Raw genomic sequence first — 20,402 nt, forward strand, 5'->3', positions numbered from 1 at the left:
CCTCTCGGAGCGGGCGGCTTTTGCAATGCACCTGCATCGTAACAGGTAACGGTGCGATCGCATTGCTATCCTGGCCGCATGCCGAGAGTCGTGGACCACGAGGAGCGCCGCCGGGAGATCGTCTTCGCTCTCTGGCTGGTCGTCGCCCAGCACGGGATCGAGGGCGTCAGCCTGCGCCACGTGGCCGCGGAGGCCGGCGTCTCGATGGGGCGCATCCAGCACTACTTCGGCACCAAGGACGCCCTCGTCCTGGCCGGCTGCACCGCGCTCGTGGACCAGGCGTACGGCGGGTACCAGGAGACCGCCGACGCCGCCCCGCGCGACCGGCTGCTGCACGTCATGACCCAGCAGATCCCACGGGACGACGCCGGACGCATCGGCGTCAGTGTCTGGTACGCCTATGTGGCGAGGTCGATCAACGACACCGCTGTCCGGCAGGTGCTGGCCGAGGCGCGGCGGGGCGCGGAGGACGAGTGCGTGCGGCTGATCCGTGCGCACCGTGACACGAGCACGGACGACGCGCTGACGCAGGCCCGGCGGCTGCTGGCGCTCGCGGACGGGCTCACGCTCCGGGTGTTGGTCCGGGACCTGGAGGCTGCCGAGGCCGTGGCGATGCTGGAGGCGGAGGTCGACCAGGTGTGACGGGGCCGGGCGGCAGGGTCCCGGTGGGTGCCTCTCAGTCCGGGCGGTCCGGACTGCCGAACAGGTCCCCGAAGGCCTCGTCGGCCTGGCGCGCGACCTCGACGTCCCGCGCCAGCCGAGCGCCCCGGTCGACCGGTCCGTCCCAGGCGCGAGGGTCCCGCGCCGGCCCGTCGAGCAGTCCGCGCCGGATCCAGCCGAGCACGAGCTGCGGCCCGGGGACGCCGCTCCGGGCCGCCATCGAGGCGAGCAGGTCGGCGTCCGTGCCGGAGAGGTCGACGACGACCCGCCGTCCGTCGAGCTCGACGCGCGAGCAGGGGGCGCGGTCGGTCATGGGTGCTTCCGATCGGAGGTCGTGGGGGCGGGGGGTGCGCCGCCTCGGTGCCTGGGGCCGAGGCGGCTTGAGACAGCCTGCCGCGTGCACTCGCGGGGCCGCACGGCGGGCCGTGAATCAGTGCGGATACGCAACGCCCGCCCGCGACCTCGTACGCTTTTCCCGTGAGTCAGCCCGCTTCCGCCCAGCCCGACACCGCGCGCCAGGACACCGAGACCCCGCTCGACCTCTCGGGGTTCCGGACCAAGCCGGTGTCGTTCGTGCGCCGCTCGGGCCGCCTCACGGACAAGCAGAAGCGCCTGTGGGCCGAGCGCCGCGCCACCTACGTCTTCGACGTGCCCCGAGCGATCGCCCGCACCTCCGTGCACCCGGAGTACGTGCTCGACGCCGCGGCGCTCTTCGGGCGCACCGCCCCGCTCGTGGTCGAGATCGGCTCGGGGCTGGGCGACGCCGTCGTCGGGGCGGCCTCGACCGATCCCGGGCGCGACTACCTCGCCGTCGAGGTCTACCAGCCCGGGCTGGTGCACACGATCGCGCGCGCCGAGCGGGCCGGGGCCGCCCTGGGGCAGGACGGGCTGCCGAACCTGCGGCTCGTGCAGGCCAACGCGGCCGAGCTGCTGGAGACCACCGTCGCGGCCGGCTCGGTGGACGAGCTCTGGGTGTTCTTCCCCGACCCGTGGCACAAGGCGCGCCACCACAAGCGACGCCTGGTCACCGCGGAGTTCGCGGCGCTCGCGGCGCGTGTGCTGCGGCCCGGCGGCACCCTCCGCCTCGCGACCGACTGGGCCGAGTACGCCGAGCAGATGGTCGAGGTGCTGGACGCCGACGAGAACCTCGTCAACGCACACGGCCCGGGCGTACTGGCGCCGCGGTTCGAGCGCCGCGTGCTGACCGGGTTCGAGCGCAAGGCGCACGACGCCGGGCGGGACATCGCCGACCTGGAGTACGTGCGCCGCTGACGTCGCGCTGACCAGGTGCTTCCCCGGGGCGGGTGGCAGATACCGTTCGAATGTAACGACTTGGTCAAGTCAGGAAACGCGCCGTCTGAACTGTTTGCCCCCGGCGTGTGAGGTACGGCACATTGGGCCGGGTGCGAGATGCGCACATGGGCCGCGGCAGAGCGCGCGCCCCCATGAGCCAATGGAGGCGTCATGAGTGACGTACAGGCAGCAGGGCCTGCCGAAACCGATTACCAACGTGTCGAGCGATCGGACGAGTTCCAGAGCCTGCGCAGGGCGTTCCGGAACTTCGTCTTCCCGATGACGGCGCTGTTCCTCGTCTGGTACCTCCTGTACGCCCTCATGAGCACGTACGCGCACGAGTTCATGAGCATCCGCGTGTCCGGGACCATCACCGTCGGGCTGATCTTCGGGCTGCTGCAGTTCGTGTCGACGTTCGTGATCACCACGCTGTACGCGCGGTGGGCCAACAACAAGTTCGACGCCCGGGCGCAGGCCCTGCGCGAGGAGATCGAGGGGGGCGAGCTGTGAACGGGACAGTCATGGCGGCGGAGGCCACGAACGTCGGCAACACCTGGGTCAACATCGGTATCTTCGCGGCGTTCGTGGTGGTCACGCTCGTCGTCGTCTTCCGGGTCTCCCGGCAGAACAAGAGCGCCGCGGACTTCTACGCCGGCGGCCGTAACTTCACGGGCACGCAGAACGGCACCGCGATCGCGGGCGACTACCTGTCCGCGGCGAGCTTCCTGGGCATCGCGGGCGCCATCGCCGTCAACGGGTACGACGGCTTCCTGTACTCCATCGGCTTCCTCGTCGCGTGGCTCGTCGCGCTGCTGCTGGTCGCCGAGCTGCTGCGCAACACCGGCAAGTTCACGATGGCGGACGTCCTGTCGTTCCGCCTCAAGCAGCGGCCGATCCGGCTCGCGGCGGCGCTGTCCACGCTCGCGGTCGTCTTCTTCTACCTCCTGGCGCAGATGGCGGGCGCGGGCGGCCTCGTCGCCCTCCTGCTGGGCATCACCGACAAGGCGGGCCAGGGCCTGGTCATCGCCGTCGTGGGCGCCCTGATGATCCTGTACGTGCTGGTGGGCGGCATGAAGGGCACCACCTGGGTGCAGATCATCAAGGCGACGCTGCTCATCCTGGGCGCCGGCGCCATGACGATCTGGGTGCTCGCGCGCTTCGGCTTCAGCCTCTCGGCCGTCATGCAGGAGGCCGTGAACATGGCCGGGGAGAACGGCGAGGCGATCCTCGAACCGGGCCTCCAGTACGGCGCGACGGCGCTGTCGCAGCTCGACTTCCTCTCGCTCGCGCTGGCGCTGGTGCTCGGCACCGCGGGCCTGCCGCACGTGCTCATGCGCTTCTACACGGTGCCGTCGGCCAAGGAGGCCCGCAAGTCCGTGGTCGTCGCGATCTGGCTGATCGGCATCTTCTACCTGTTCACCCTGGTGCTCGGGTACGGCGCCGGCGCGCTGGTGGGCCCCGAGGCGATCCTCGCGGCGCCGGGCGGGCAGAACTCGGCGGCACCGCTGCTCGCGTTCGAGCTCGGCGGCGAGATCCTGCTCGGCATCATCGCGGCGGTCGCCTTCGCGACCATCCTCGCGGTCGTCGCCGGCCTGACGATCACGGCGGCGGCGAGCTTCTCCCACGACATCTACGCCTCGATCATCAAGAAGGGGCAGGTCTCGCCCGACGGCGAGGTCCGGGTGGCCCGCTGGACCGTGGTGGTGATCGGCATCATCGCGATCATCGGTGGCATCTTCGCCAACGGGCAGAACATCGCGTTCCTCGTGGCGCTGGCGTTCTGCGTCGCGGCGTCGGCGAACCTGCCGACCATCATCTACTCGCTGTTCTGGAAGCGGTTCAACACGTCGGGCGCGCTGTGGAGCATCTACGGCGGCCTCATCTCGACCGTCGTCCTGATCATCTTCTCCCCGGTGGTCTCGGGGAAGCCCGCGGACCCGGTCACCGGGCTCAGCAAGTCGATGATCAGCAACCCGGCCATCGACTTCCACTGGTTCCCGCTCGACAACCCGGGCATCGTGACCATCCCGCTCGCGTTCGTGCTCGGCATCGTCGGCACCTACCTGAGCAAGGAGCAGTCGCACCCGGAGAAGTACGCCGAGATGGAGGTCCGCTCCCTCACGGGCGCGGGCGCGGAGAAGGCGGTGGCGCACTGACCTGACGCGCTCTCCCGCCCGTCACCCGCTCGTTGAGTGCTGGGTATTTGCCCTGAGATGTGTGCCAGTAGCGCAAATACCCAGCACTCAGCCAGCGGGGTCAGGAGCGGCGGCGGACGACGTCGTCGATCGCCGGGGCGAGCGCGGGCCAGCGGAAGGCGAAGCCCGCGTCGGTCAGCCGCTCGGGCAGCACCCAGCGGCTCTTGAGCACCAGCTCCGCCTCGTTGCGCAGCACCCATACGGCAGGCTCCAGCAGCCAGCGCGGCGCCGGGACGCCCAGCGGCATGCGGGTCGCCCGGCGCAGCTCGGCCATCAGCGTGCGGTTGTCGACCGGGTGCGGCGCGGCGAGGTTGACCGGCCCCGCGATCTCCTCGTGCTGCTCCAGGAACCGGACGGCCCGCAGCACGTCGTCCACGTGGATCCACGAGAACTTCTGCCGTCCGTCGCTGTGGTGCACCGGCACGGGGCCGCCCGTCGGCGAGTCGCCGATGCCGCGGTAGCGGCGGTGCTGGAACCACCACCCGTCGAGCTGCGGGCCGCCCACGCCGAACCGCGCCAGCCGTGCGAGCATGTCGGACGCCGGGCCGCCGAGCACGATCGCCATGCGCAGGGCGACCCGTCGGGTCTCCGGCAGCCGCCCCGCGAAGAACTCGTGCTCCCAGCTCCGCGCGACGTCCACGGAGAACCCGGCGCCGAGCTCGCCGCCGTCCTCGGTCTGCGGCCGGTCGAGCGCGTACCGGTAGATCGTGGCGGTGCTCGCGTTGAGCCACAGCCGCGGCGGACGGGCGGAGGCCGTGACGGCGTCGTGCAGCTGCCGGGTGGTCTCGACCCGGGACCGCAGGATCTCGTCGCGGTTCGGGTCCGTGTACCGGCAGCCCACGCTCTTGCCGGCGAGGTTGACCAGCAGGTCGGCGCCGTCGACCACGTCCCGGAGGGCCGCGGGGTCGTCGGACCACCGCACGTCGGGTCCGCCGCGGCCGACGCGGGCGACGTCGTAGCCGCGCGCCACGAGGTCGTCGACGAGCGCCCGCCCGATGAACCCGGTCCAACCCGCCACGACGGCCCGCTTCGCCTCGGTCATGCGCTGCAGGCTACTCCCGGCCGTTCTGTGGGCTGGGCGGGCACGCCCACGTCGCATAGTGGGAGGCATGACGGAAGCGCCGCTGATCAAGAAGATCGACTGCATCCGCGTGCCGGTGCCCACGCTCGACCTCGGCATCGAGTTCTACTGCGGGGGCCTGGGTCACGAGCTGATCTGGCGTACGGCCACGCAGGCCGGCCTGCGCCTGCCGGAGAGCGACGCGGAGATCGTGCTGCAGGTCGAGCGGCCCGAGCCCGAGGTGGACCTGCTGGTCGACTCCGTCGACGACGCCCTCACCCGGGTCGAGGCCGCGGGCGGGGAGAGGAGGTCCGGGCCGACCGCCATCCCGGTCGGACGGGTGGCGGTCGCCGGCGACCCGTTCGGCAACGAGCTCGTGCTGATCGAGCTCTCCGCCGGCCGCTACGCCGCCGACGAACGGGGCAATGTCACGGGCGTGTCCGCGCCCGGTCGTTGAGTGCTGGACATTCGCCCTCTTCGGGGCAGCAGAGGCGCGAATACCCAGCACTCAGCACGGAGGGTCAGGGGGCGATCGTCAGGTCTGTGATGCGGTCGCCCGTCAGGGTGTAGCGGTAGCGCAGGTCGACCACCCCGCCCGGGAAGTCGCCCTCCAGGTGCCGGACGGCGGTCCAGCGGTCGGCGGCGTCCTGCCGGACGGCGGTGAGCTCGCTGGTGTAGGTGTACTCGCTCGCGGCCTGCGACAGCCAGGTGCGGATCTCCGCCAGGCCGCGGTAGGTGCGGCCGTCGTCGGTGACGACGGCGTCGTCGGCGTAGCAGGCCAGCTCGCGCTCGGCGTCGCGGGCCTCGTGTGCCGCGAGGTGCGCGGTCAGGACGGCGGGCAGGTCGGTGGTGCTGTGCGGTGTGGTTCCTTGGTCCATGTCCCCAGGCTGGAGTCTCCCGCAGGGAGAGGGTCAACACCCGCCGCGAGATGCCCGGGCAGGGTGCACAGTGGTGCCGTGACCAGTGGTGCCGTGACCCGAGGCCTGACGATCGGCGAGTTCGCCGAGCTCACCCACCTGAGCGTCCGGACCCTGCGCCGCTACCACGAGTCCGGCCTGCTGGAGCCGGACCGGGTGGACCCCTTCAGCGGCTACCGGTACTACACGGCCGCGCAGATCCCGCAGGCGCAGGTGATCCACCGGCTGCGCGAGCTCGACGTCCCGCTCGCGGAGGTGCGGCAGATCCTCGACGCGCCGGACGCCGGCGAGCGCGCCGAGCTGGTCGCCGGGCACCTGCGCCGGCTGGAGGCCGAGCTGGACCGGACGCGCACCGCCGTCGCCTCGTTGCGCCAGCTCCTCGGCCCGGCCCGGCCGCCCGACGTCGTGGTGCGCGCTGACCCGGCCCGCCTGGTCGCCGCGATCACCGGCGTCGTCGGGCACGACGAGGTGCTGACCTGGTACTCCGACGCCATGGCCGAGCTGGACGCCGCCGTCGTCGGGCACGAGCGGCTGGGACCCGCCGGCGGGCGGTACGCCAACGAGCTGTTCCGCGACGGCCGCGGGTTCGTGCTGGTCCACCGGCCCGTGGCGGACCCGCCGGAGCGCGGCCGGGTCCGGCCGGTGGAGCTGCCCGCCGCGGAGCTGGCGACCGTCGTCCACCACGGCCCGCACCACGACATCGACGTCACCTACGGGCGGCTCGGCGCCTGGGTGGTCGACCACGCCCTCGCGGTGGACGGCCCCGTGCACGAGACGTACCTGGTCACCCCGGCCGACACCCCGGACCCGGCAGCGTGGCGGACCGAGATCGGCTGGCCGGTCTTCCGCCTCACCCCCTGACGCGCCTCACCTCCGAGTTGAGTGCTGGACATCTGCGCTCCCGGCACACGAAAGACCGCAGATACCCAGCACTCAGCGAGAGGGTTCGAGGCGGATGACCACCGACTTGGACGCCGGGGTGTTGCTCTGGTCCGCCGTGTGGTCCAGGGGGACCAGCACGTTCGTCTCCGGGAAGTACGCCGCGGCGCAGCCGCGCGCCGTCGGGAAGGAGATGGCGCGGAAGCCCTCCGCCCGGCGCTCGCCGACCACGCCGTCGGCCCCGGGCCACTCGCTGACCAGGTTCACCGTGTCGCCGTCGGCCACACCGCTCGAAGCCAGGTCGTCCGGGTGCACGAACACGACGCGCCGCCCGTTCTTCACGCCCCGGTACCGGTCGTCGAGGCCGTAGACCGTGGTGTTGAACTGGTCGTGCGAGCGCACGGTCTGCAGCAGCAGCCGGCCCGGCGGCACGTCGACGATCTCGAGGTCGTTGACCGTGAAGTTGGCCTTGCCCGTCGTCGTCGGGAAGAGGCGGGCGTCGCGGGGCGGGTGGGGCAGCACGAATCCGCCGGGCTCGGCGACCCGCCGGTCGAAGTCCTCGAAGCCGGGGACCACGCGGGAGATCGAGTCGCGGATCCGGGAGTAGTCGGCCGCGAACTCCTCCCAGGGCGTGGGGTCCTGCGGGCCGAGCACGCGCCGGGCCAGGTCGCAGAGGATCGCCGTCTCGCTGCGCAGGGCGTCCGAGACCGGGGCCAGCCGGCCGCGGGACGTGTGCACCACGCTCATGGAGTCCTCGACGGTGACCACCTGCTCGCGCCCGCCCGTCATGTCGCGCTCCGTGCGGCCGAAGCAGGGCAGCACCAGCGACCGCTTGCCGGGCAGGACGTGCGAGCGGTTCAGCTTGGTCGAGACGTGCACCGTGAGCGGCACCTCGCGCAGCGCGGCCTCGGTGACGGCGCTGTCCGGCGTCGCCGCGGCGAAGTTGCCGCCCACCGCCATGAAGACCTTGAGCTGCCCGTCGCGCAGGGCCCGGACCGTGTCGACGACGTCGTACCCGTGGGCGCGGGGCGGCTCGAAGCCGAACTCCGTGGCCAGCGCGTCCAGGAACACCTCGGTGGGCCGCTCCCAGATGCCCATGGTGCGGTCGCCCTGCACGTTGCTGTGGCCGCGCACGGGGCAGGCACCCGCGCCCGGGCGGCCGACGTTGCCGCGCAGCAGCAGGAAGCTCACGACCTCACGGATGGTCGCCACGGCCTGCTTGTGCTGGGTGAGCCCCATCGCCCAGCAGACGATGATGCGGTCGGCGGCCTTCACGTCGTCGACGAACGCCTCGATCTCCGCCCAGTCCAGGCCCGTGGCTCGCTCGACGTCCGCCTGGTCGACGGCGCGCCAGGCGGCCACCGCCTCCGGGAAGCCCGAGGTGTGCTCGGCGATGAACTCGTGGTCCAGCACGGGCGCGTGCCCGGCGGTCCGCGCGTCGTCGTCGGCCTCGACCAGCAGGCGGTTCACCGCCTGGAACAGGGCCAGGTCGCCGGCCAGACGCACCTGGAGGAACCGGTCGGCGAGCTTGGTGCCCTGCCCCACGACGCCGCGCACGCGCTGCGGGTTCTTGAACGTCTGCAGCCCGGCCTCGGGCAGCGGGTTGATCGCCACGATGCGCGCGCCCCGGTCCTTGGCCTCCTCCAGCGCGGTGAGCATGCGCGGGTGGTTGGTCCCGGGATTCTGGCCGACGACGACGATCAGGTCGGCGTGGTCGGTGATGTCCTCCAGCGACACGCTGCCCTTGCCGATGCCCAGCGTCTCGACCAGGGCGGTGCCGGACGACTCGTGGCACATGTTCGAGCAGTCGGGCAGGTTGTTCGTGCCGAGCTTGCGCGCCAGGAGCTGGTAGAGGAACGCGGCCTCGTTGCTGGTACGACCGGACGTGTAGAACGCCGCCTCGTCGGGGGTGTCCAGGCCGCGCAGCTCGCCGGCGACCAGGTCGAGCGCCTCGTCCCACGAGACCGGCCGGTAGTGGTCGGAGCCCTCCTCGCGCAGCATGGGCTCGGTGATCCGGCCGGACTTGCCGAGCCGGTGGTCGGTCCACGTGGCCAGCTCCGAGATCGGGTGCTCCGCGAAGAAGGCCGCGTCCGCACGCTTGCGGGTCGCTTCCTCGGCCACCGCCTTGGCGCCGTTCTCGCAGAACTCCGCCAGGTGCGGCTTGCCCGGCTCCGGCCAGGCGCAGCCGGGGCAGTCGAAGCCGCGCTGCTGGTTGATCAGGGGCAGCGTGCGCAGGCCGCGCCCCACGCCGGCTTCCTCGAAGACGTGCGCCAGGCCGTGGACCACCCCCGGCACGCCGGCTGCCGCCGTCTTGGGCGGCCCGATGCGCAGGCTCTTCTCGGGGGCGTCGGTGCGGGCCTCGTCGCTCACGTCGGTCACTCTCCTGACCCTACGCCGGAGTGATCCGCCTGCGAAGGCTATGGACATATCGGTCGTGGAAGTGGGCGGAAGAGGTGCGAGACTGGCGGTATGGGAGTCGTCACCGACCGACGGCGCGTGGTGCGCGTCCGCGAGGGTGCCCGCGCGGCGCGCCCCGACACGCTCGCCGTCGAGGAACCGTTGATGGTCCGGCTGGTTGGGCCCGGCGATCTTGTCGGCAGGGCGCGGCCGCTCGGCGCCGTTGCGGGCGGGGTCGTGCCGGCGGGCGGCGTCGTCCCCGTGGGGGGTGCCCTGCCGGACGGCGTCCTGCCGGGCGCACGACCCGCCGGGAGCACGCTCACCGTGACCATGCGGACCCCGGGCGACGACTTCGACCTGGTCGCCGGCTGGCTGGTCTCGGAGGGGGCCGTCACGGCGCGCGAGGACATCGCGGGCATGCGCCTGTGCCCCGACGAGGACAACACGGTCGAGGTGGCGCTCGCGCCCGGCGTCGAGCCGCCGCGGCAGCGGGCGTTCGCGACGACGAGCGCGTGCGGGGTGTGCGGGTCGGACACCGTGGTGGAGGTGCGGGCCGCGCTGCGCTGGCCCGTCGCGAGCGACGCCGTCACGGTCGGGACCGGCGTGATCGCCGCCCTGCCCGACCTGCTGCGGGAACGCCAGCGGGCCTTCGAGCGGACCGGCGGCCTGCACGCCGCGGGTCTGTTCACCGCCGACGGCGAGCCCCTGTACGTGCGCGAGGACGTGGGCCGGCACAACGCCGTCGACAAGGTGGTCGGCGCGGCCCTGCGCGACGGTGCCCTGCCCGCTGCCGGGACGGTGCTCCAGGTCAGCGGGCGGGCGTCGTTCGAGCTGGTGCAGAAGGCCGCGCGGGCCGGGATCCCGGTGCTGTCCGCGATCTCCGCGCCGTCGACCCTCGCGGTGGACCTGGCCGAGGAGTGCGGCCTGACCCTGCTGGGCTTCGTGCGCGGCGACTCGATGAACGTCTACACGCGGGCGGACCGGCTGCGCTGAACCGTGGCGGCGGGCGCGACCCGGCGGGCGAGGAAGTCCGCGGCGGTGTCCAGGGCGCGTGCCGCCGTCGGCTCGGTGGCGTGGTGGTGCTGGAAGACGTGCGCGCTGCCCGGGTAGACCTCCAGCGTCACCTCGACGTCCGCCTCCGCGGCCCGGGCGGCCAGGAGGGTGCTGTCGTCGAGCAGCACCTCGGCGGAGCCCACCTGGAGCAGGAGCGGTGGCAGGCCGCGCAGGTCGGCGAGCACCGGGCTGGCCAGGGGGTTGCGGGCGTCGGCGCCGTCGGGCAGGTAGGTGGCCGCATACCCTCGGATGTCGGCGGCGTCGAAGATCGGGTCGACGCTCTCCTTGCCCGTGAGGCTCGCGCCGGACAGCGTCAGGTCGAGCCAGGCGGAGAAGGTGACGACGGCGGCGGGCAGCGGGAGCCCGGCGTCACGGGCGGCCAGCACCGTGGCCAGGGCGAGGCCGCCGCCCGCCGAGTCGCCCGCGACGACGACGCGTGCCGGGTCGGTCTCGGCCAGCAGGGCACGGTAGGCCGCCAGGCCGTCGTCGACCGCCGCGGGGAAGGGGTGCTCGGGGGCGAGGCGGTAGTCGGGCGCGACGGCGCGGAGCCCCGCCCGGGCGGCGAGGGCGGCGGCCAGCGGGACTCCCGTGCGGGCGTCGCCGATCACGTAGCCGCCGCCGTGCAGGTAGAGCAGCACGCCGGCGTCGTCGGCGGCCTGCGGCACGGTGACGTCCAGTGCCGGGACAGCGCCGAGCGTCGTCCCGGCCACGCGGGTGCCCTCCGGCAGCGGGAGCCGGCCGAACGACGTGTAGAAGGTACGGAGCTCGGCGAGCGAGTTCTGGTCCATGGTTCCCCTCGGTGCGCGAAGATAGATTCCATGGAAGCCAAACAAGATTCCGCGGAATCTATTCCTCGCGACGAGGGCGACCTCGACGGCGCGCGGCTGCTCGACGACCTCGTCCGGGTCGAGGTCCGGCTCTACACGCTGCTGGACGCGCGGCTGCGCGCCGCGCACGGGCACGGGCTCGGCCGGTTCGACCTGCTGCGCGCCGTCGACGCGGTCCCGCGGTGCCGGGTGTCCGACGTGGTCCGGCGTCTCGGGATCACCGTCGGCGCGGCCAGCAAGGGCGTGGACCGGCAGGTGCGGGACGGGCTGGTGCGCAGGCAGGCCAACCCCGAGGACGGCCGGTCCTCGTTCCTGGAGCTCACGCCGGCCGGGCGGCGGGTGCTGGACGAGATGCTCCCGACCCTCGCCCGGGAGACGGCCGACGCGCTGCGGGGCACCGGTGTGCCCGACGGCGACCTCGGGCAGCTCGCGCGGGTCCTCGCCGCCGTGCGCGGCGGGCTGGAGGCCGGGAGCGCGCGGTGAGACGGTCGCCGTCGGGCAGCGGGGCTGGTCAGCCCGTGAACAGCGGGATGACGCTCCGGACCGTCTGGAACAGGCCGTAGGCCAGCGGGACGGTCACCACGAGCCAGGTGAGGACCAGCCGCGGGACCTGGTTGCGCGGCTGCTCCGGCGTCCGCTCCTGGGTCTGCTCGACCATGGTCACACCTTCCCTTCGACGAGCTCGTCGGTCTGCCCCGGCCGCTCGTGGAACCGCGCCGCGACGGGGCGGACCAGGGCGTTGGCCACGAAGCCGACCGCGAGGACGGCCACCATGGTGAACAGCGCGGGCCGGTAGTCCGCGGCGACCAGCTCGCCCGGCGTGCCCTGCGCGTCCAGGAACCCGTTGATGATGAGCGGGCCGGCGATGCCCGCGGCCGACCACGCGGTGAGCAGGCGGCCGTGGATCGCGCCCACCTGATAGGTGCCGAACAGGTCGCGCAGGTACGCGGGGACGGTGGCGAAGCCGCCGCCGTAGAACGACAGGATCACGGCCGCCACCAGCACGAAGATCGCCGTGGACGTGTGGCCGACGGTGGCCAGGAGCACGTACAGGATCATCCCGACGCCCAGGTACATGACGTAGGTGGGCTTGCGCCCGATGTAGTCCGACGTGGAGGACCACACGAAGCGGCCGGCCATGTTGAACAGGGACAGGAACGCGACGAACCCGGCCGCCGTCGTCGGCGCGACCGACGAGGTGGTGCCCTCGCGGAAGAAGTCCTGGATCATGGGCGCGGCCTGCTCCAGGATGCCGATGCCCGCCGTCACGTTGCAGAACAGCACGGTCCACAGGAACCAGAACTGCGGCGTGCGGATGGCGTTCGCCGCGGAGACGTTCGCGGTCGAGACCATCGGCTTGGCGGCGACCGCCGCGGCGTCGAACCCGGCGGGCGCCCAGCCCGGCGGCGGCACCTTCACCGTGAACACGCCCAGCATCATCACCAGGAAGTACCCGATCCCGAGGGTCACGAAGAGCGCGGTGACGGCGCTGCCGGAGGCCACGGAGGTGGGGTCGGACGGGTCGTAACCGCTGTCGTAGGTGGCCATGAGCTGGCGGGACAGCGGCGAGGCGATGAGCGCGCCGCCGCCGAACCCCATGATCGCCATGCCCGTGGCCAGGCCCGGCCGGTCCGGGAACCACTTGATCAGCGTGGACACCGGCGAGATGTAGCCGATGCCGAGGCCGATGCCGCCGATGAAGCCGTACCCGAGGTAGACCAGCCAGAGCTGCGACGTCGCGATGCCGACCGCCCCGATGAGGAACCCGGAGGCCCAGAAGCAGGCCGAGGCGAACATGGCGGCGCGAGGGCCCGCACGCTCCACCCAGGTGCCCAGCACCGCGGCCGAGAGGCCGAGCATGACGATGGCGATCGAGAAGATGACGCCGATCGCGGTGAGGCTGGTCTCGAAGTGGGCGACCAGCGCGCTCTTGTAGACGCTGGTGGCGTAGGCCTGGCCGATGCACAGATGGATGGCGAGCGCGGCCGGCGGGATGAGCCACCTGCTGTAGCCGGGCTTTGCCACCGTGTGCTCCCGGTCGAGGAACGACAGTGCCATCAAGCACCTCCTCGTGCTCAGGGGATCAGGTCGCAGTAAGTGCGGTTTCTCCCGTTTGCGTGGGCACGCTACTGGCGCTGGATGCCCGGGTCAATGGTCCGCGCCCCCGGGCCGGCCCGGCTCAGTGCTGCGGGCTGCGCACGGCGGCCAGGAACAGGGGGAGGTGGGTCTCGGTGTGGGCGATCCGCAGCAGGTAGGGCCGGTCCACGGTCAGGCGGACGGCGGGCCCGCCCGCCGGGGCCCCGCTCGTCTCGACACCGATCTCGGTGACGGCGGCCGCGACCGTCCCGTCCTCGTCCAGGCTCAGGGAGGCCTGCTGCATCACCTGGCTCACCCGCAGCCGCTCGGTGGTGCTGATGCCCGAGAGGTCCGGAGTGTCGTACAGCCCGCCCAGGCCCGCCTCGTCCAGCGCCGGGGCCAGGTCCAGCGTCGGCGGTTCGAGCTTCAGGGTCGGCAGGGCGAGCTCGACGAGCTGGGGCGCCGCGGCGTCCAGGGTGGTGGTGAGGGCGGTCAGCGTCCCGGGCGCGACGTCCGCCGGGTCGGTGCCCTCCGGCGGTAGGAGTACGTCCGCGTGGAACGCCTCGCCGTAGGGGAGGCGGACGGCGGACCAGCCGTCGTGCTCCGCGTACGCCCAGGACTCGGTGCCGTGCAGTGTCTCGACGGGCACGGTGCCGTCGGGGCCGGTGAAGTCCTGGTCGCTGGTGGAGTGCTCCGAGAACGGCGTGTCCCAGCGGGCCGCGAGCAGGATCGCGTTCTGCAGCACCAGGCGCAGCATCGGGTCGGGCTCGATCGCCGACTTCTCGATCAGGCCGCCCGTGTGGTGGTTCACCCAGGCGTCCAGCACCTCCTTGCCCGCGCCGGCGCCCAGGTCGGTGCGCTGCACGCCGGCGTCGAACGCGGACGCGAGCGCGTCCAGGTAGTCCTGCTCGACGGCGAGCTGGTCGTCGAGCACGGCCTGGTTCGCGAGGTGCAGCACCGGGCGGTCGGGGAGGTCGTCGTCCTGCGCGACGCCGGGGTCGCCGTCGTGCTCCGTGAGCTCGGCGGTCAGGGCGTTGTAGGCCGCGGTGCGCTCCTCGCCCGAGGCACCGAGCGCGGCGTCCAGGGCCGTCGCCGTCTCGCCGCGCGCACCCTCGGCGAGCAGGGCCAGCGCGAACGCGAGGGACACGGGGGAGACCAGGGCGTTGTCCTTCGGGTCGGCGGTCGCGCGCAGGGCGAGCAGGCCCAGCTCCTCGGTCGCGGCGACGGCGTCGGCGCTCGCGGGGGCGTCGGCGACCGTGACGGCGACGCGCGTGGCGTCGGACCGTTCCAGGCCCTCGTCCGCCGCGGGGCCGCAGGCGGTCAGAGCGAGGACGGCGGCGGTGACGACCGCCGTCCATGTCGTCGCACGGAGGCGGGTGGCCCCCCTGCGACGGCGTGTGACGGGGTGCACGGCTGACTCGCGACACTGCACGAGGACCTCCCTGGGCGGTTTGCAGGTTCGGTCAGTATCTGTCGCGATCACGTCCGGACTTGCAAGGAGTCCGATGCCCGTTCAGGGCCGGCGCACGTGGCCCTCCATGGAGTCCACGAGCGAGCGGGCATGCCTCACCATGTAGGCACTCTGCTGAGGGCTCAGGAACGAGGTGCCGTAGTGGGCGGCGGACTTCTCGTCGAGGATCTTGCGCAGGCGCATGGAGAGCTCCTTCCCATCGGGGGCCACCGTGGCCAGGAGGTCTGCGGCGCGCGAGTGGTCCTGGTCCCTGGCGCACTCCCGAAGCGTCGCCCCGCAGATGGCATCCGATGCCGCGATGGCCGCCAGCACGGCCAGGCCCGCTGCGACATGGCGCTCGGCGCTGTCCTCGCCCATGACGAGCTCCGCGACATCCTGGTACTTCCGCGCCGTGGCGGCTCGGACCGCGACGTCGCCGCGGCTCATCGAGCGGGTGCGTGGCGGATGCTTCGGGCTCATGGCGTTCCTCGGAGGTAGGTGCGGACGTCTGGTCCGTGGAGTTGTTCGCAGTCGTCCCGGAACGACTGGACGATGGGGTCGTGAGTGTCGACGGCATGACGGAGCCGATCCGGATCGGTGAGATACACCTGGATCCACTGGCCGATCCGCGGTTCGAGCGCACGCAGGTCGTCGGCTACCCGCTGGGCAGGTTCGGAGTACGAGTCGGGAACCACGACGAGCAGATCGACGTCGGAGTCGAGCTGCGCCTCGCCGCGCGCGACGGAACCGAACATGGCTACCGACACGGCCGACGGATCGCTCGGGAAGTGCTCGGTGACGATGCCGGCCACGATGCCCCGGAATGCCTCCCCAGGATGCAGCGCGCGGAAGGCGCCGTCGACCGCGGGGAACGCCAGGTGTTCCCGGTTCAGTGAGTAGAGGGTGGCCCTCCCCGCCTGGCGCGACTGCACGATGCCGAATCTGACCAGCCTTTCCAGGGCTCGGCGGACCCCCTGGTCCGAACCTGTGCCGGCAAGACGGTGCACCTGGGCTCCGGTCATGCTCGACGTCGTCCGCCAGAGCACCCGGAGGATCACCGGTTCGAGAGAGGTCCCGAACACGTGCTCGGGGTGGTCCCAGTCCATCGTGCTCCCATCATCCTTCCCGCATCAGAACTTTTGTTCTCTCATCAGAATAATAGTTGGAAGCTGTGGAGTCTGCGCGTCGACCGACGTGTCTCGCTGCAGTCGTCCGCGGCGTGACCTGACACGCGTGGGCGGATGCGACAGATGTCAGTGGCGCCGGGCACAATCTGTCCCGACCATCCCGGTGGGTTCGACCCCCTGAAGTGAGGTAGTGGACGTTGGCAAGCATCAACCAGCGCATCGCCGAGGAGCTGGGCGTTCGGGAGGGGCAGGTGACGGCGGCGGTCGACCTGCTCGACGGCGGCGCTACCGTGCCGTTCATCGCCCGCTACCGCAAGGAGGTGACGGGCACCCTCGACGACGCGCAGCTGCGCACCCTCGAGGAGCGGCTGCGGTACCTGCGCGAGCTCGAGGAGCGGCGCGCGGCGATCCTGGCGTCGGTGCAGGAGCAGGGCAAGCTCACCGACGAGCTGCGGGCCCAGATCCTGGCGGCGGAGACCAAGTCGCGTCTGGAGGACATCTACCTCCCGTACAAGCCCAAGCGGCGCACCAAGGCGCAGATCGCGCGTGAGGCCGGCCTGGAGCCGCTCGCCGAGGCGCTGCTCGGCGACCCGTCGCTCGACCCGACCGAGGCCGCCGGCCCGTACGTCGACGCCGACAAGGGCGTCGCGGACGCGGCCGCCGCGCTCGACGGCGCCCGGGCCATCCTCGTGGAGCGCATGGGGGAGGACGCCGACCTGATCGGCACCCTGCGCGAGCGGCTGTGGAAGCGCGGGCGCATGCTGTCCGCCGTCCGCGACGGGGCGCAGGACAAGGGCGCGAAGTTCTCGGACTACTTCGAGTTCGCCGAGGCCCTGTCGAGCCTGCCGTCCCACCGCGTGCTCGCCCTGTTCCGCGGCGAGAAGGAGGACGTGCTGGACCTGACGATCGAGCCGGAGGAGGGCATCGAGCCCGGCGTGCCGACGTCGTACGAGGCCACGATCGCCCACCAGTTCGACATCACCAACCAGGGCCGCCCGGCTGACCGCTGGCTCGGCGACACCGTCCGCTGGGCCTGGCGCACCAAGATCCTGGTGCACCTCGGCATCGACGTGCGGTTGCGGCTGCGCTCCGAGGCGGAGGACGAGGCCGTGCGCGTCTTCGCCGCGAACCTGCGCGACCTGCTGCTCGCGGCGCCCGCCGGCACGCGGGCCACGATGGGCCTCGACCCGGGCCTGCGCACGGGCGTCAAGGTCGCCGTCGTGGACGCCACGGGCAAGGTCGTGGAGCACGCGACGATCTACCCGCACCAGCCCGCCAACCGCTGGGACGAGTCGCTGGCCGTGCTGGCCCGGCTCGCCCAGAAGCACAAGGTGGACCTGGTCGCGATCGGCAACGGCACGGCCTCGCGCGAGACCGAGCGGCTGGCCGCCGACCTCATGAAGAAGGTGCCGGAGCTCGGCCTGACCAAGGCGGTCGTGTCCGAGGCCGGCGCGTCCGTGTACTCGGCGTCCGCCTATGCGAGCGCGGAGCTGCCCGACCTGGACGTGTCCATCCGGGGCGCCGTCTCGATCGCGCGCCGCCTGCAGGACCCGCTCGCCGAGCTCGTGAAGATCGACCCCAAGTCGATCGGCGTGGGCCAGTACCAGCACGACATCACCGAGACCAAGCTGTCGCGGTCGCTGGACGCCGTGGTGGAGGACTGCGTGAACGGCGTCGGCGTGGACCTGAACACCGCGTCGGTGCCGCTGCTCTCCCGGGTCTCGGGCATCACCTCGACGCTCGCCGAGAACATCGTGGCCCACCGGGACGCCAACGGCCCGTACGTGTCGCGGGCGGCGCTCAAGAACGTGCCGCGCCTTGGCCCCAAGGCGTTCGAGCAGTGCGCGGGCTTCCTCAAGGTCTCGGGCGGCGACGAGCCGCTCGACGCGTCGTCGGTGCACCCCGAGGCGTACCCGTTGGCGCGGCGCATCGTGACGGCGTCGGGCGCGGACGTGCAGGCGCTCATCGGCAACGGCGGCGCCCTGCGCACCCTGAAGCCCACCCAGTTCGTGGACGAGACCTTCGGTCTGCCCACGGTGACCGACATCTTCGCCGAGCTGGAGAAGCCGGGCCGCGACCCGCGCCCGGCGTTCACCACGGCGTCCTTCGCCGACGGCGTCGAGACGCTGGGCGACCTGGTGCCCGGCATGGTGCTGGAGGGCCAGGTCACCAACGTCGCGGCGTTCGGCGCGTTCGTGGACGTCGGCGTGCACCAGGACGGGCTGGTGCACGTCTCGGCCATGTCCAAGAACTTCGTCAGCGACCCGCGCGAGGTCGTGAAGTCGGGCGACATCGTCAGGGTGAAGGTCATGGATGTCGACCTGCAGCGCAAGCGGGTCTCCCTCACGCTGCGGCTGGACGACGAGGTCGGGGCGGCCCCCGGCGGGCGCACCTCCGGGGGCGGCCGTTCCGGCGGCACCGGTGGTCAGGGCGACGGCCAGCGCGGCGGTCGCCCGGGCGGCGAGGGCCGCGGCCGGGGCGGTCAGGGCCGTGGCCAGGGACAGCGCGGGCAGGGTGGACAGGGTGGCCGCGGCCGCCCGGCCCCGGCGGACACCGCGATGGCGGACGCCCTCCGCCGCGCCGGCCTGGCCTGACGCCCCCTCCGAGGCCCGCGCCCGCGGGCCCCGGAGAAGTCGAACGTAGGGTTGGTCGCAGCAAGAGGCGTGATGGAGCGACCAACCCTACGTTCGGCTACCAGGTGATGCCTGGAGAGCTCTGAGCGTGCGAGACTGGGTGTCACATCGTCGGCCCCAACGGAGACCAAGCACGCCCCGTGAGCAGCACCGCAGAGACCACGCCCCGGCGACGTCGACGGCAGGAGCTGCTGAGCAGCTCGATCGCCGTGGCGCGGCGGCTGCTCGCCGACGGCGGGCTCGAGAGCGTGACAATGCTGGCGGTCAGCCGCGAGATCGGGATCGCCGGGCCCGGCCTCTACCGGTACTTCCCGAGCCGCGCCGACCTGCTCCGGGTGACGTACCGGGACGTGCTCGACGAGCTGGTCGCACACGTCCGCGCGGCGATCGCCCGGCAGCCGGCCGGCGACCGCGCCGCCGAGGTGCAGGCGCTGACGAACGCGATGTTCGCGTGGAGCGTGGCGCACTCCCACGAGTTCGACCTGCTGCTCGGCGCAGGCCTGCGCCTGGTCGAGGACGGCGCGCCGGTCGGCGGGGAGTCCGGCGGCGGCACGTTCTACGAGGTGGCGGCGCTCGCGTTCCCGCCGGTCGTCGCCCAGTGGGCCGACGGCGCCGTCCGGTTCGACGAGCCGGTCGTCGCGGAGCTCGCGGCGGACCTGGGCGCCCGCCGCGACGCGCTCCTGGCCGTGTTCCCGGACGCGCCCCGGGACGTGCCGCTGGGCCTGGTCGCCGCCGTCCGCGTCGCGTGGCAGCGCACCTTCGGTCTGCTGTGCATGACGGCGTACGGGCACGTCACCGAGCCCGACGGTCCGGTCCGGCGCGACTACATCACGGCGCTGCTCGACGACCTGAACGCCCGGAACCTCGCACTCTTCGGCCTGGCGCCGAGCCCCGCCGCCGTCCTGGAGCCGGTGTTCGGGTCCCTGTTCGAGCCCGGGTCCGGAAGCGGTGGGCCCGGGCTCGCCGCACCCGAACCGCACCCCGCCGGAGCCCACCCGGCCGACGAGGCGGGCACGACGGCACCGGGCGGCACGGGCCGCCGGGCCCGCCTGCGCCGCGAGCTCCTGGCGGAGGCGCTGCGCTCGGCGCGCCGCCTGCTGGACGAGCACGGCCCGGACGGCGTCACGATGCAGGCCGTCGCGAAGGACGTCGGGATCGCGGCGCCGGGGCTGTACCGGTACTTCGACGGGCGTCCCGGCCTGCTGCACGCCACCCACCAGGACGTCGTCGACGAGCTCCTGGCGTTCGTGGAGACGGCCCGGTCGCGGCAGCCCGCGGACGACCCGAGCGCGCAGTGCCACGCGGTCATCGACGCGCTGTTCCGCTGGTGCCTGGCGCACCGCAACGAGTACGACCTGCTGATGTCGGGGCGGCTGCGGATCTCTCTCCCGGGCGAGGACACGCCCGGGGAGCCTCGCCACGCGCCCCTGATGGCCCTCGACCGGGTGGGCGCCGTGTTCGCGCCGATCGCCCTGGCGTGGTGGCGGGCGGGCTGCCGCGTGATCCCCGACGACGAGATCCTGCCCACGCTCGTGCCGCACCTGCGGGCCGCACGCGAGTCGATGCGCGGGATCCCGGGCTTTCCGCCCGACGTGCCGCTCGGGCTGCTGCACGCGATGAACCTGTGCTCCGCGCGGCTCTGGGGCCTGCTCACGCTGACCGTGTACGGCCACATGGGCGACCTGGACGGCCCGGCGGCTGCCGCGCACCTGGACGCGCTGGCGCTGGACCTCGCGGCCGACGCCCTCGACGTCTTCGGCCAGAAGCTCTCCGCCGCCGTCGTGCTTGCGCGGGACACGCCGGGGCCGTCCGACGCCGTCCGATAGACCGGGGGT

At 72.7% G+C, this 20,402-nt stretch carries 20 protein-coding genes; 10 read left to right on the forward strand and 10 right to left on the reverse strand.

All coding sequences use genetic code 11. The features are described 5' to 3' along the window. The first annotated feature begins 78 nt into the window (after positions 1 to 78). Entirely contained in the window at positions 79 to 642 is a 564-nt protein-coding gene (locus tag ACZ7LE_RS07245) for a TetR/AcrR family transcriptional regulator (protein ID WP_470402618.1), read from the forward strand. 34 nt (positions 643 to 676) lie between these two features. On the opposite strand, the gene ACZ7LE_RS07250 is transcribed toward ACZ7LE_RS07245, so the two are convergent. After that, positions 677 to 973, reverse strand: a complete 297-nt coding sequence (locus ACZ7LE_RS07250) for a hypothetical protein (protein WP_470402619.1) — start codon at positions 971 to 973, stop codon at positions 677 to 679. Positions 974 to 1,137: 164 nt separating this feature from the next. On the opposite strand from ACZ7LE_RS07250, the gene trmB reads away from it, so the two are divergent. The 3 genes from trmB to ACZ7LE_RS07265 all read left to right on the forward strand — a co-directional run bounded on the left by trmB (position 1,138) and on the right by ACZ7LE_RS07265 (position 4,109). Next, positions 1,138 to 1,932: a tRNA (guanosine(46)-N7)-methyltransferase TrmB gene (trmB, locus tag ACZ7LE_RS07255; RefSeq protein ID WP_470402620.1), complete on the forward strand. Its 795-nt coding sequence runs from the start codon at positions 1,138 to 1,140 to the stop codon at positions 1,930 to 1,932. Positions 1,933 to 2,124: 192 nt separating this feature from the next. Then, entirely contained in the window at positions 2,125 to 2,463 is a 339-nt protein-coding gene (locus ACZ7LE_RS07260; protein WP_397392813.1) for a DUF485 domain-containing protein, read from the forward strand. A gap of 11 nt (positions 2,464 to 2,474) precedes the next feature. Then, positions 2,475 to 4,109, forward strand: coding sequence for a solute symporter family protein (locus ACZ7LE_RS07265; RefSeq protein WP_470403289.1), 1,635 nt, complete (start codon positions 2,475 to 2,477; stop codon positions 4,107 to 4,109). Positions 4,110 to 4,209: 100 nt separating this feature from the next. Here the strand turns inward: ACZ7LE_RS07265 and ACZ7LE_RS07270 are convergent, their stop codons facing one another. Further along, entirely contained in the window at positions 4,210 to 5,190 is a 981-nt protein-coding gene (locus tag ACZ7LE_RS07270) for an epimerase (RefSeq protein ID WP_470402621.1), read from the reverse strand. 67 nt (positions 5,191 to 5,257) lie between these two features. Between ACZ7LE_RS07270 and ACZ7LE_RS07275 the strand changes: the two genes are divergently transcribed. Then, entirely contained in the window at positions 5,258 to 5,665 is a 408-nt protein-coding gene (locus tag ACZ7LE_RS07275; RefSeq protein WP_470402622.1) for a VOC family protein, read from the forward strand. Positions 5,666 to 5,729: 64 nt separating this feature from the next. Here ACZ7LE_RS07275 and ACZ7LE_RS07280 read toward each other — a convergent pair whose 3' ends face one another. Continuing rightward, on the reverse strand, positions 5,730 to 6,086 hold the full coding sequence (locus ACZ7LE_RS07280; RefSeq protein WP_470402623.1) for a nuclear transport factor 2 family protein: 357 nt from the start codon (positions 6,084 to 6,086) through the stop codon (positions 5,730 to 5,732). Positions 6,087 to 6,164: 78 nt separating this feature from the next. Between ACZ7LE_RS07280 and ACZ7LE_RS07285 the strand changes: the two genes are divergently transcribed. Further along, a complete protein-coding gene (locus tag ACZ7LE_RS07285; protein ID WP_470402624.1) occupies positions 6,165 to 6,986 on the forward strand; it encodes a MerR family transcriptional regulator in 822 nt (273 codons plus the stop codon). Positions 6,987 to 7,058: 72 nt separating this feature from the next. Here the strand turns inward: ACZ7LE_RS07285 and ACZ7LE_RS07290 are convergent, their stop codons facing one another. Next, positions 7,059 to 9,383, reverse strand: coding sequence for an FdhF/YdeP family oxidoreductase (locus tag ACZ7LE_RS07290; RefSeq protein ID WP_470402625.1), 2,325 nt, complete (start codon positions 9,381 to 9,383; stop codon positions 7,059 to 7,061). A gap of 90 nt (positions 9,384 to 9,473) precedes the next feature. Between ACZ7LE_RS07290 and fdhD the strand changes: the two genes are divergently transcribed. Next, the gene (gene fdhD, locus ACZ7LE_RS07295; protein WP_470402626.1) at positions 9,474 to 10,394 is read left to right on the forward strand and encodes a formate dehydrogenase accessory sulfurtransferase FdhD; all 921 of its coding nucleotides are present in this window, start codon (positions 9,474 to 9,476) and stop codon (positions 10,392 to 10,394) included. Here fdhD and ACZ7LE_RS07300 read toward each other — a convergent pair. Then, positions 10,367 to 11,242: an alpha/beta hydrolase gene (locus ACZ7LE_RS07300; protein ID WP_470402627.1), complete on the reverse strand. Its 876-nt coding sequence runs from the start codon at positions 11,240 to 11,242 to the stop codon at positions 10,367 to 10,369. The two genes, fdhD and ACZ7LE_RS07300, sit on opposite strands and share 28 nt — an antisense overlap. Positions 11,243 to 11,272: 30 nt before the next feature. Here ACZ7LE_RS07300 and ACZ7LE_RS07305 point away from each other — a divergent pair, with 30 nt between their 5' ends. Then, a complete protein-coding gene (locus ACZ7LE_RS07305; RefSeq protein ID WP_470402628.1) occupies positions 11,273 to 11,764 on the forward strand; it encodes a MarR family winged helix-turn-helix transcriptional regulator in 492 nt (163 codons plus the stop codon). A 28-nt stretch (positions 11,765 to 11,792) separates the two neighbouring features. On the opposite strand, the gene ACZ7LE_RS07310 is transcribed toward ACZ7LE_RS07305, so the two are convergent. The 5 genes from ACZ7LE_RS07310 to ACZ7LE_RS07330 form a co-directional block, all read right to left on the reverse strand. Then, complete coding sequence (locus ACZ7LE_RS07310) at positions 11,793 to 11,939, reverse strand: MFS transporter small subunit (protein WP_470402629.1); 147 nt, start codon at positions 11,937 to 11,939, stop codon at positions 11,793 to 11,795. Positions 11,940 to 11,941: 2 nt separating this feature from the next. Further along, a complete protein-coding gene (locus ACZ7LE_RS07315) occupies positions 11,942 to 13,333 on the reverse strand; it encodes an OFA family MFS transporter (RefSeq protein ID WP_470403290.1) in 1,392 nt (463 codons plus the stop codon). Between the two features lie 127 nt (positions 13,334 to 13,460). Beyond that, entirely contained in the window at positions 13,461 to 14,768 is a 1,308-nt protein-coding gene (locus ACZ7LE_RS07320) for a serpin family protein (protein WP_470402630.1), read from the reverse strand. 102 nt (positions 14,769 to 14,870) lie between these two features. After that, positions 14,871 to 15,287 carry a hypothetical protein gene (locus ACZ7LE_RS07325; protein ID WP_470402631.1) on the reverse strand — a complete coding sequence of 139 codons (417 nt, stop codon included), beginning with the start codon at positions 15,285 to 15,287 and terminating at the stop codon, positions 14,871 to 14,873. After that, positions 15,284 to 15,913, reverse strand: coding sequence for a nucleotidyltransferase domain-containing protein (locus ACZ7LE_RS07330; protein ID WP_470402632.1), 630 nt, complete (start codon positions 15,911 to 15,913; stop codon positions 15,284 to 15,286). Before ACZ7LE_RS07330 ends, ACZ7LE_RS07325 begins: the two co-directional genes overlap by 4 nt. Before the next feature lie 218 nt (positions 15,914 to 16,131). Here ACZ7LE_RS07330 and ACZ7LE_RS07335 point away from each other — a divergent pair, with 218 nt between their 5' ends. Both ACZ7LE_RS07335 and ACZ7LE_RS07340 read left to right on the forward strand, forming a co-directional pair. Continuing rightward, complete coding sequence (locus ACZ7LE_RS07335) at positions 16,132 to 18,528, forward strand: Tex family protein (protein WP_470402633.1); 2,397 nt, start codon at positions 16,132 to 16,134, stop codon at positions 18,526 to 18,528. A 179-nt stretch (positions 18,529 to 18,707) separates the two neighbouring features. Continuing rightward, positions 18,708 to 20,393 carry a TetR/AcrR family transcriptional regulator gene (locus ACZ7LE_RS07340; RefSeq protein ID WP_470402634.1) on the forward strand — a complete coding sequence of 562 codons (1,686 nt, stop codon included), beginning with the start codon at positions 18,708 to 18,710 and terminating at the stop codon, positions 20,391 to 20,393. Positions 20,394 to 20,402: the final 9 nt, after the last annotated feature.

This window comes from Promicromonospora sp. NPDC110617, from assembly GCF_055598465.1.

What these genes read in the sequence shown, in the direction of transcription:
- ACZ7LE_RS07245 (WP_470402618.1), top strand. Translation starts at nt 79, where the DNA reads ATGCCGAGAGTCGTGGACCACGAGGAGCGCCGCCGGGAGATCGTCTTC.
- ACZ7LE_RS07250 (WP_470402619.1), bottom strand. Translation starts at nt 973, where the DNA reads ATGACCGACCGCGCCCCCTGCTCGCGCGTCGAGCTCGACGGACGGCGG.
- ACZ7LE_RS07260 (WP_397392813.1), top strand. Translation starts at nt 2,125, where the DNA reads ATGAGTGACGTACAGGCAGCAGGGCCTGCCGAAACCGATTACCAACGT.
- ACZ7LE_RS07265 (WP_470403289.1), top strand. Translation starts at nt 2,475, where the DNA reads ATGGCGGCGGAGGCCACGAACGTCGGCAACACCTGGGTCAACATCGGT.
- ACZ7LE_RS07270 (WP_470402621.1), bottom strand. Translation starts at nt 5,190, where the DNA reads ATGACCGAGGCGAAGCGGGCCGTCGTGGCGGGTTGGACCGGGTTCATC.
- ACZ7LE_RS07275 (WP_470402622.1), top strand. Translation starts at nt 5,258, where the DNA reads ATGACGGAAGCGCCGCTGATCAAGAAGATCGACTGCATCCGCGTGCCG.
- ACZ7LE_RS07280 (WP_470402623.1), bottom strand. Translation starts at nt 6,086, where the DNA reads ATGGACCAAGGAACCACACCGCACAGCACCACCGACCTGCCCGCCGTC.
- fdhD (WP_470402626.1), top strand. Translation starts at nt 9,474, where the DNA reads ATGGGAGTCGTCACCGACCGACGGCGCGTGGTGCGCGTCCGCGAGGGT.
- ACZ7LE_RS07300 (WP_470402627.1), bottom strand. Translation starts at nt 11,242, where the DNA reads ATGGACCAGAACTCGCTCGCCGAGCTCCGTACCTTCTACACGTCGTTC.
- ACZ7LE_RS07305 (WP_470402628.1), top strand. Translation starts at nt 11,273, where the DNA reads ATGGAAGCCAAACAAGATTCCGCGGAATCTATTCCTCGCGACGAGGGC.
- ACZ7LE_RS07310 (WP_470402629.1), bottom strand. Translation starts at nt 11,939, where the DNA reads ATGGTCGAGCAGACCCAGGAGCGGACGCCGGAGCAGCCGCGCAACCAG.
- ACZ7LE_RS07325 (WP_470402631.1), bottom strand. Translation starts at nt 15,287, where the DNA reads ATGAGCCCGAAGCATCCGCCACGCACCCGCTCGATGAGCCGCGGCGAC.
- ACZ7LE_RS07330 (WP_470402632.1), bottom strand. Translation starts at nt 15,913, where the DNA reads ATGGACTGGGACCACCCCGAGCACGTGTTCGGGACCTCTCTCGAACCG.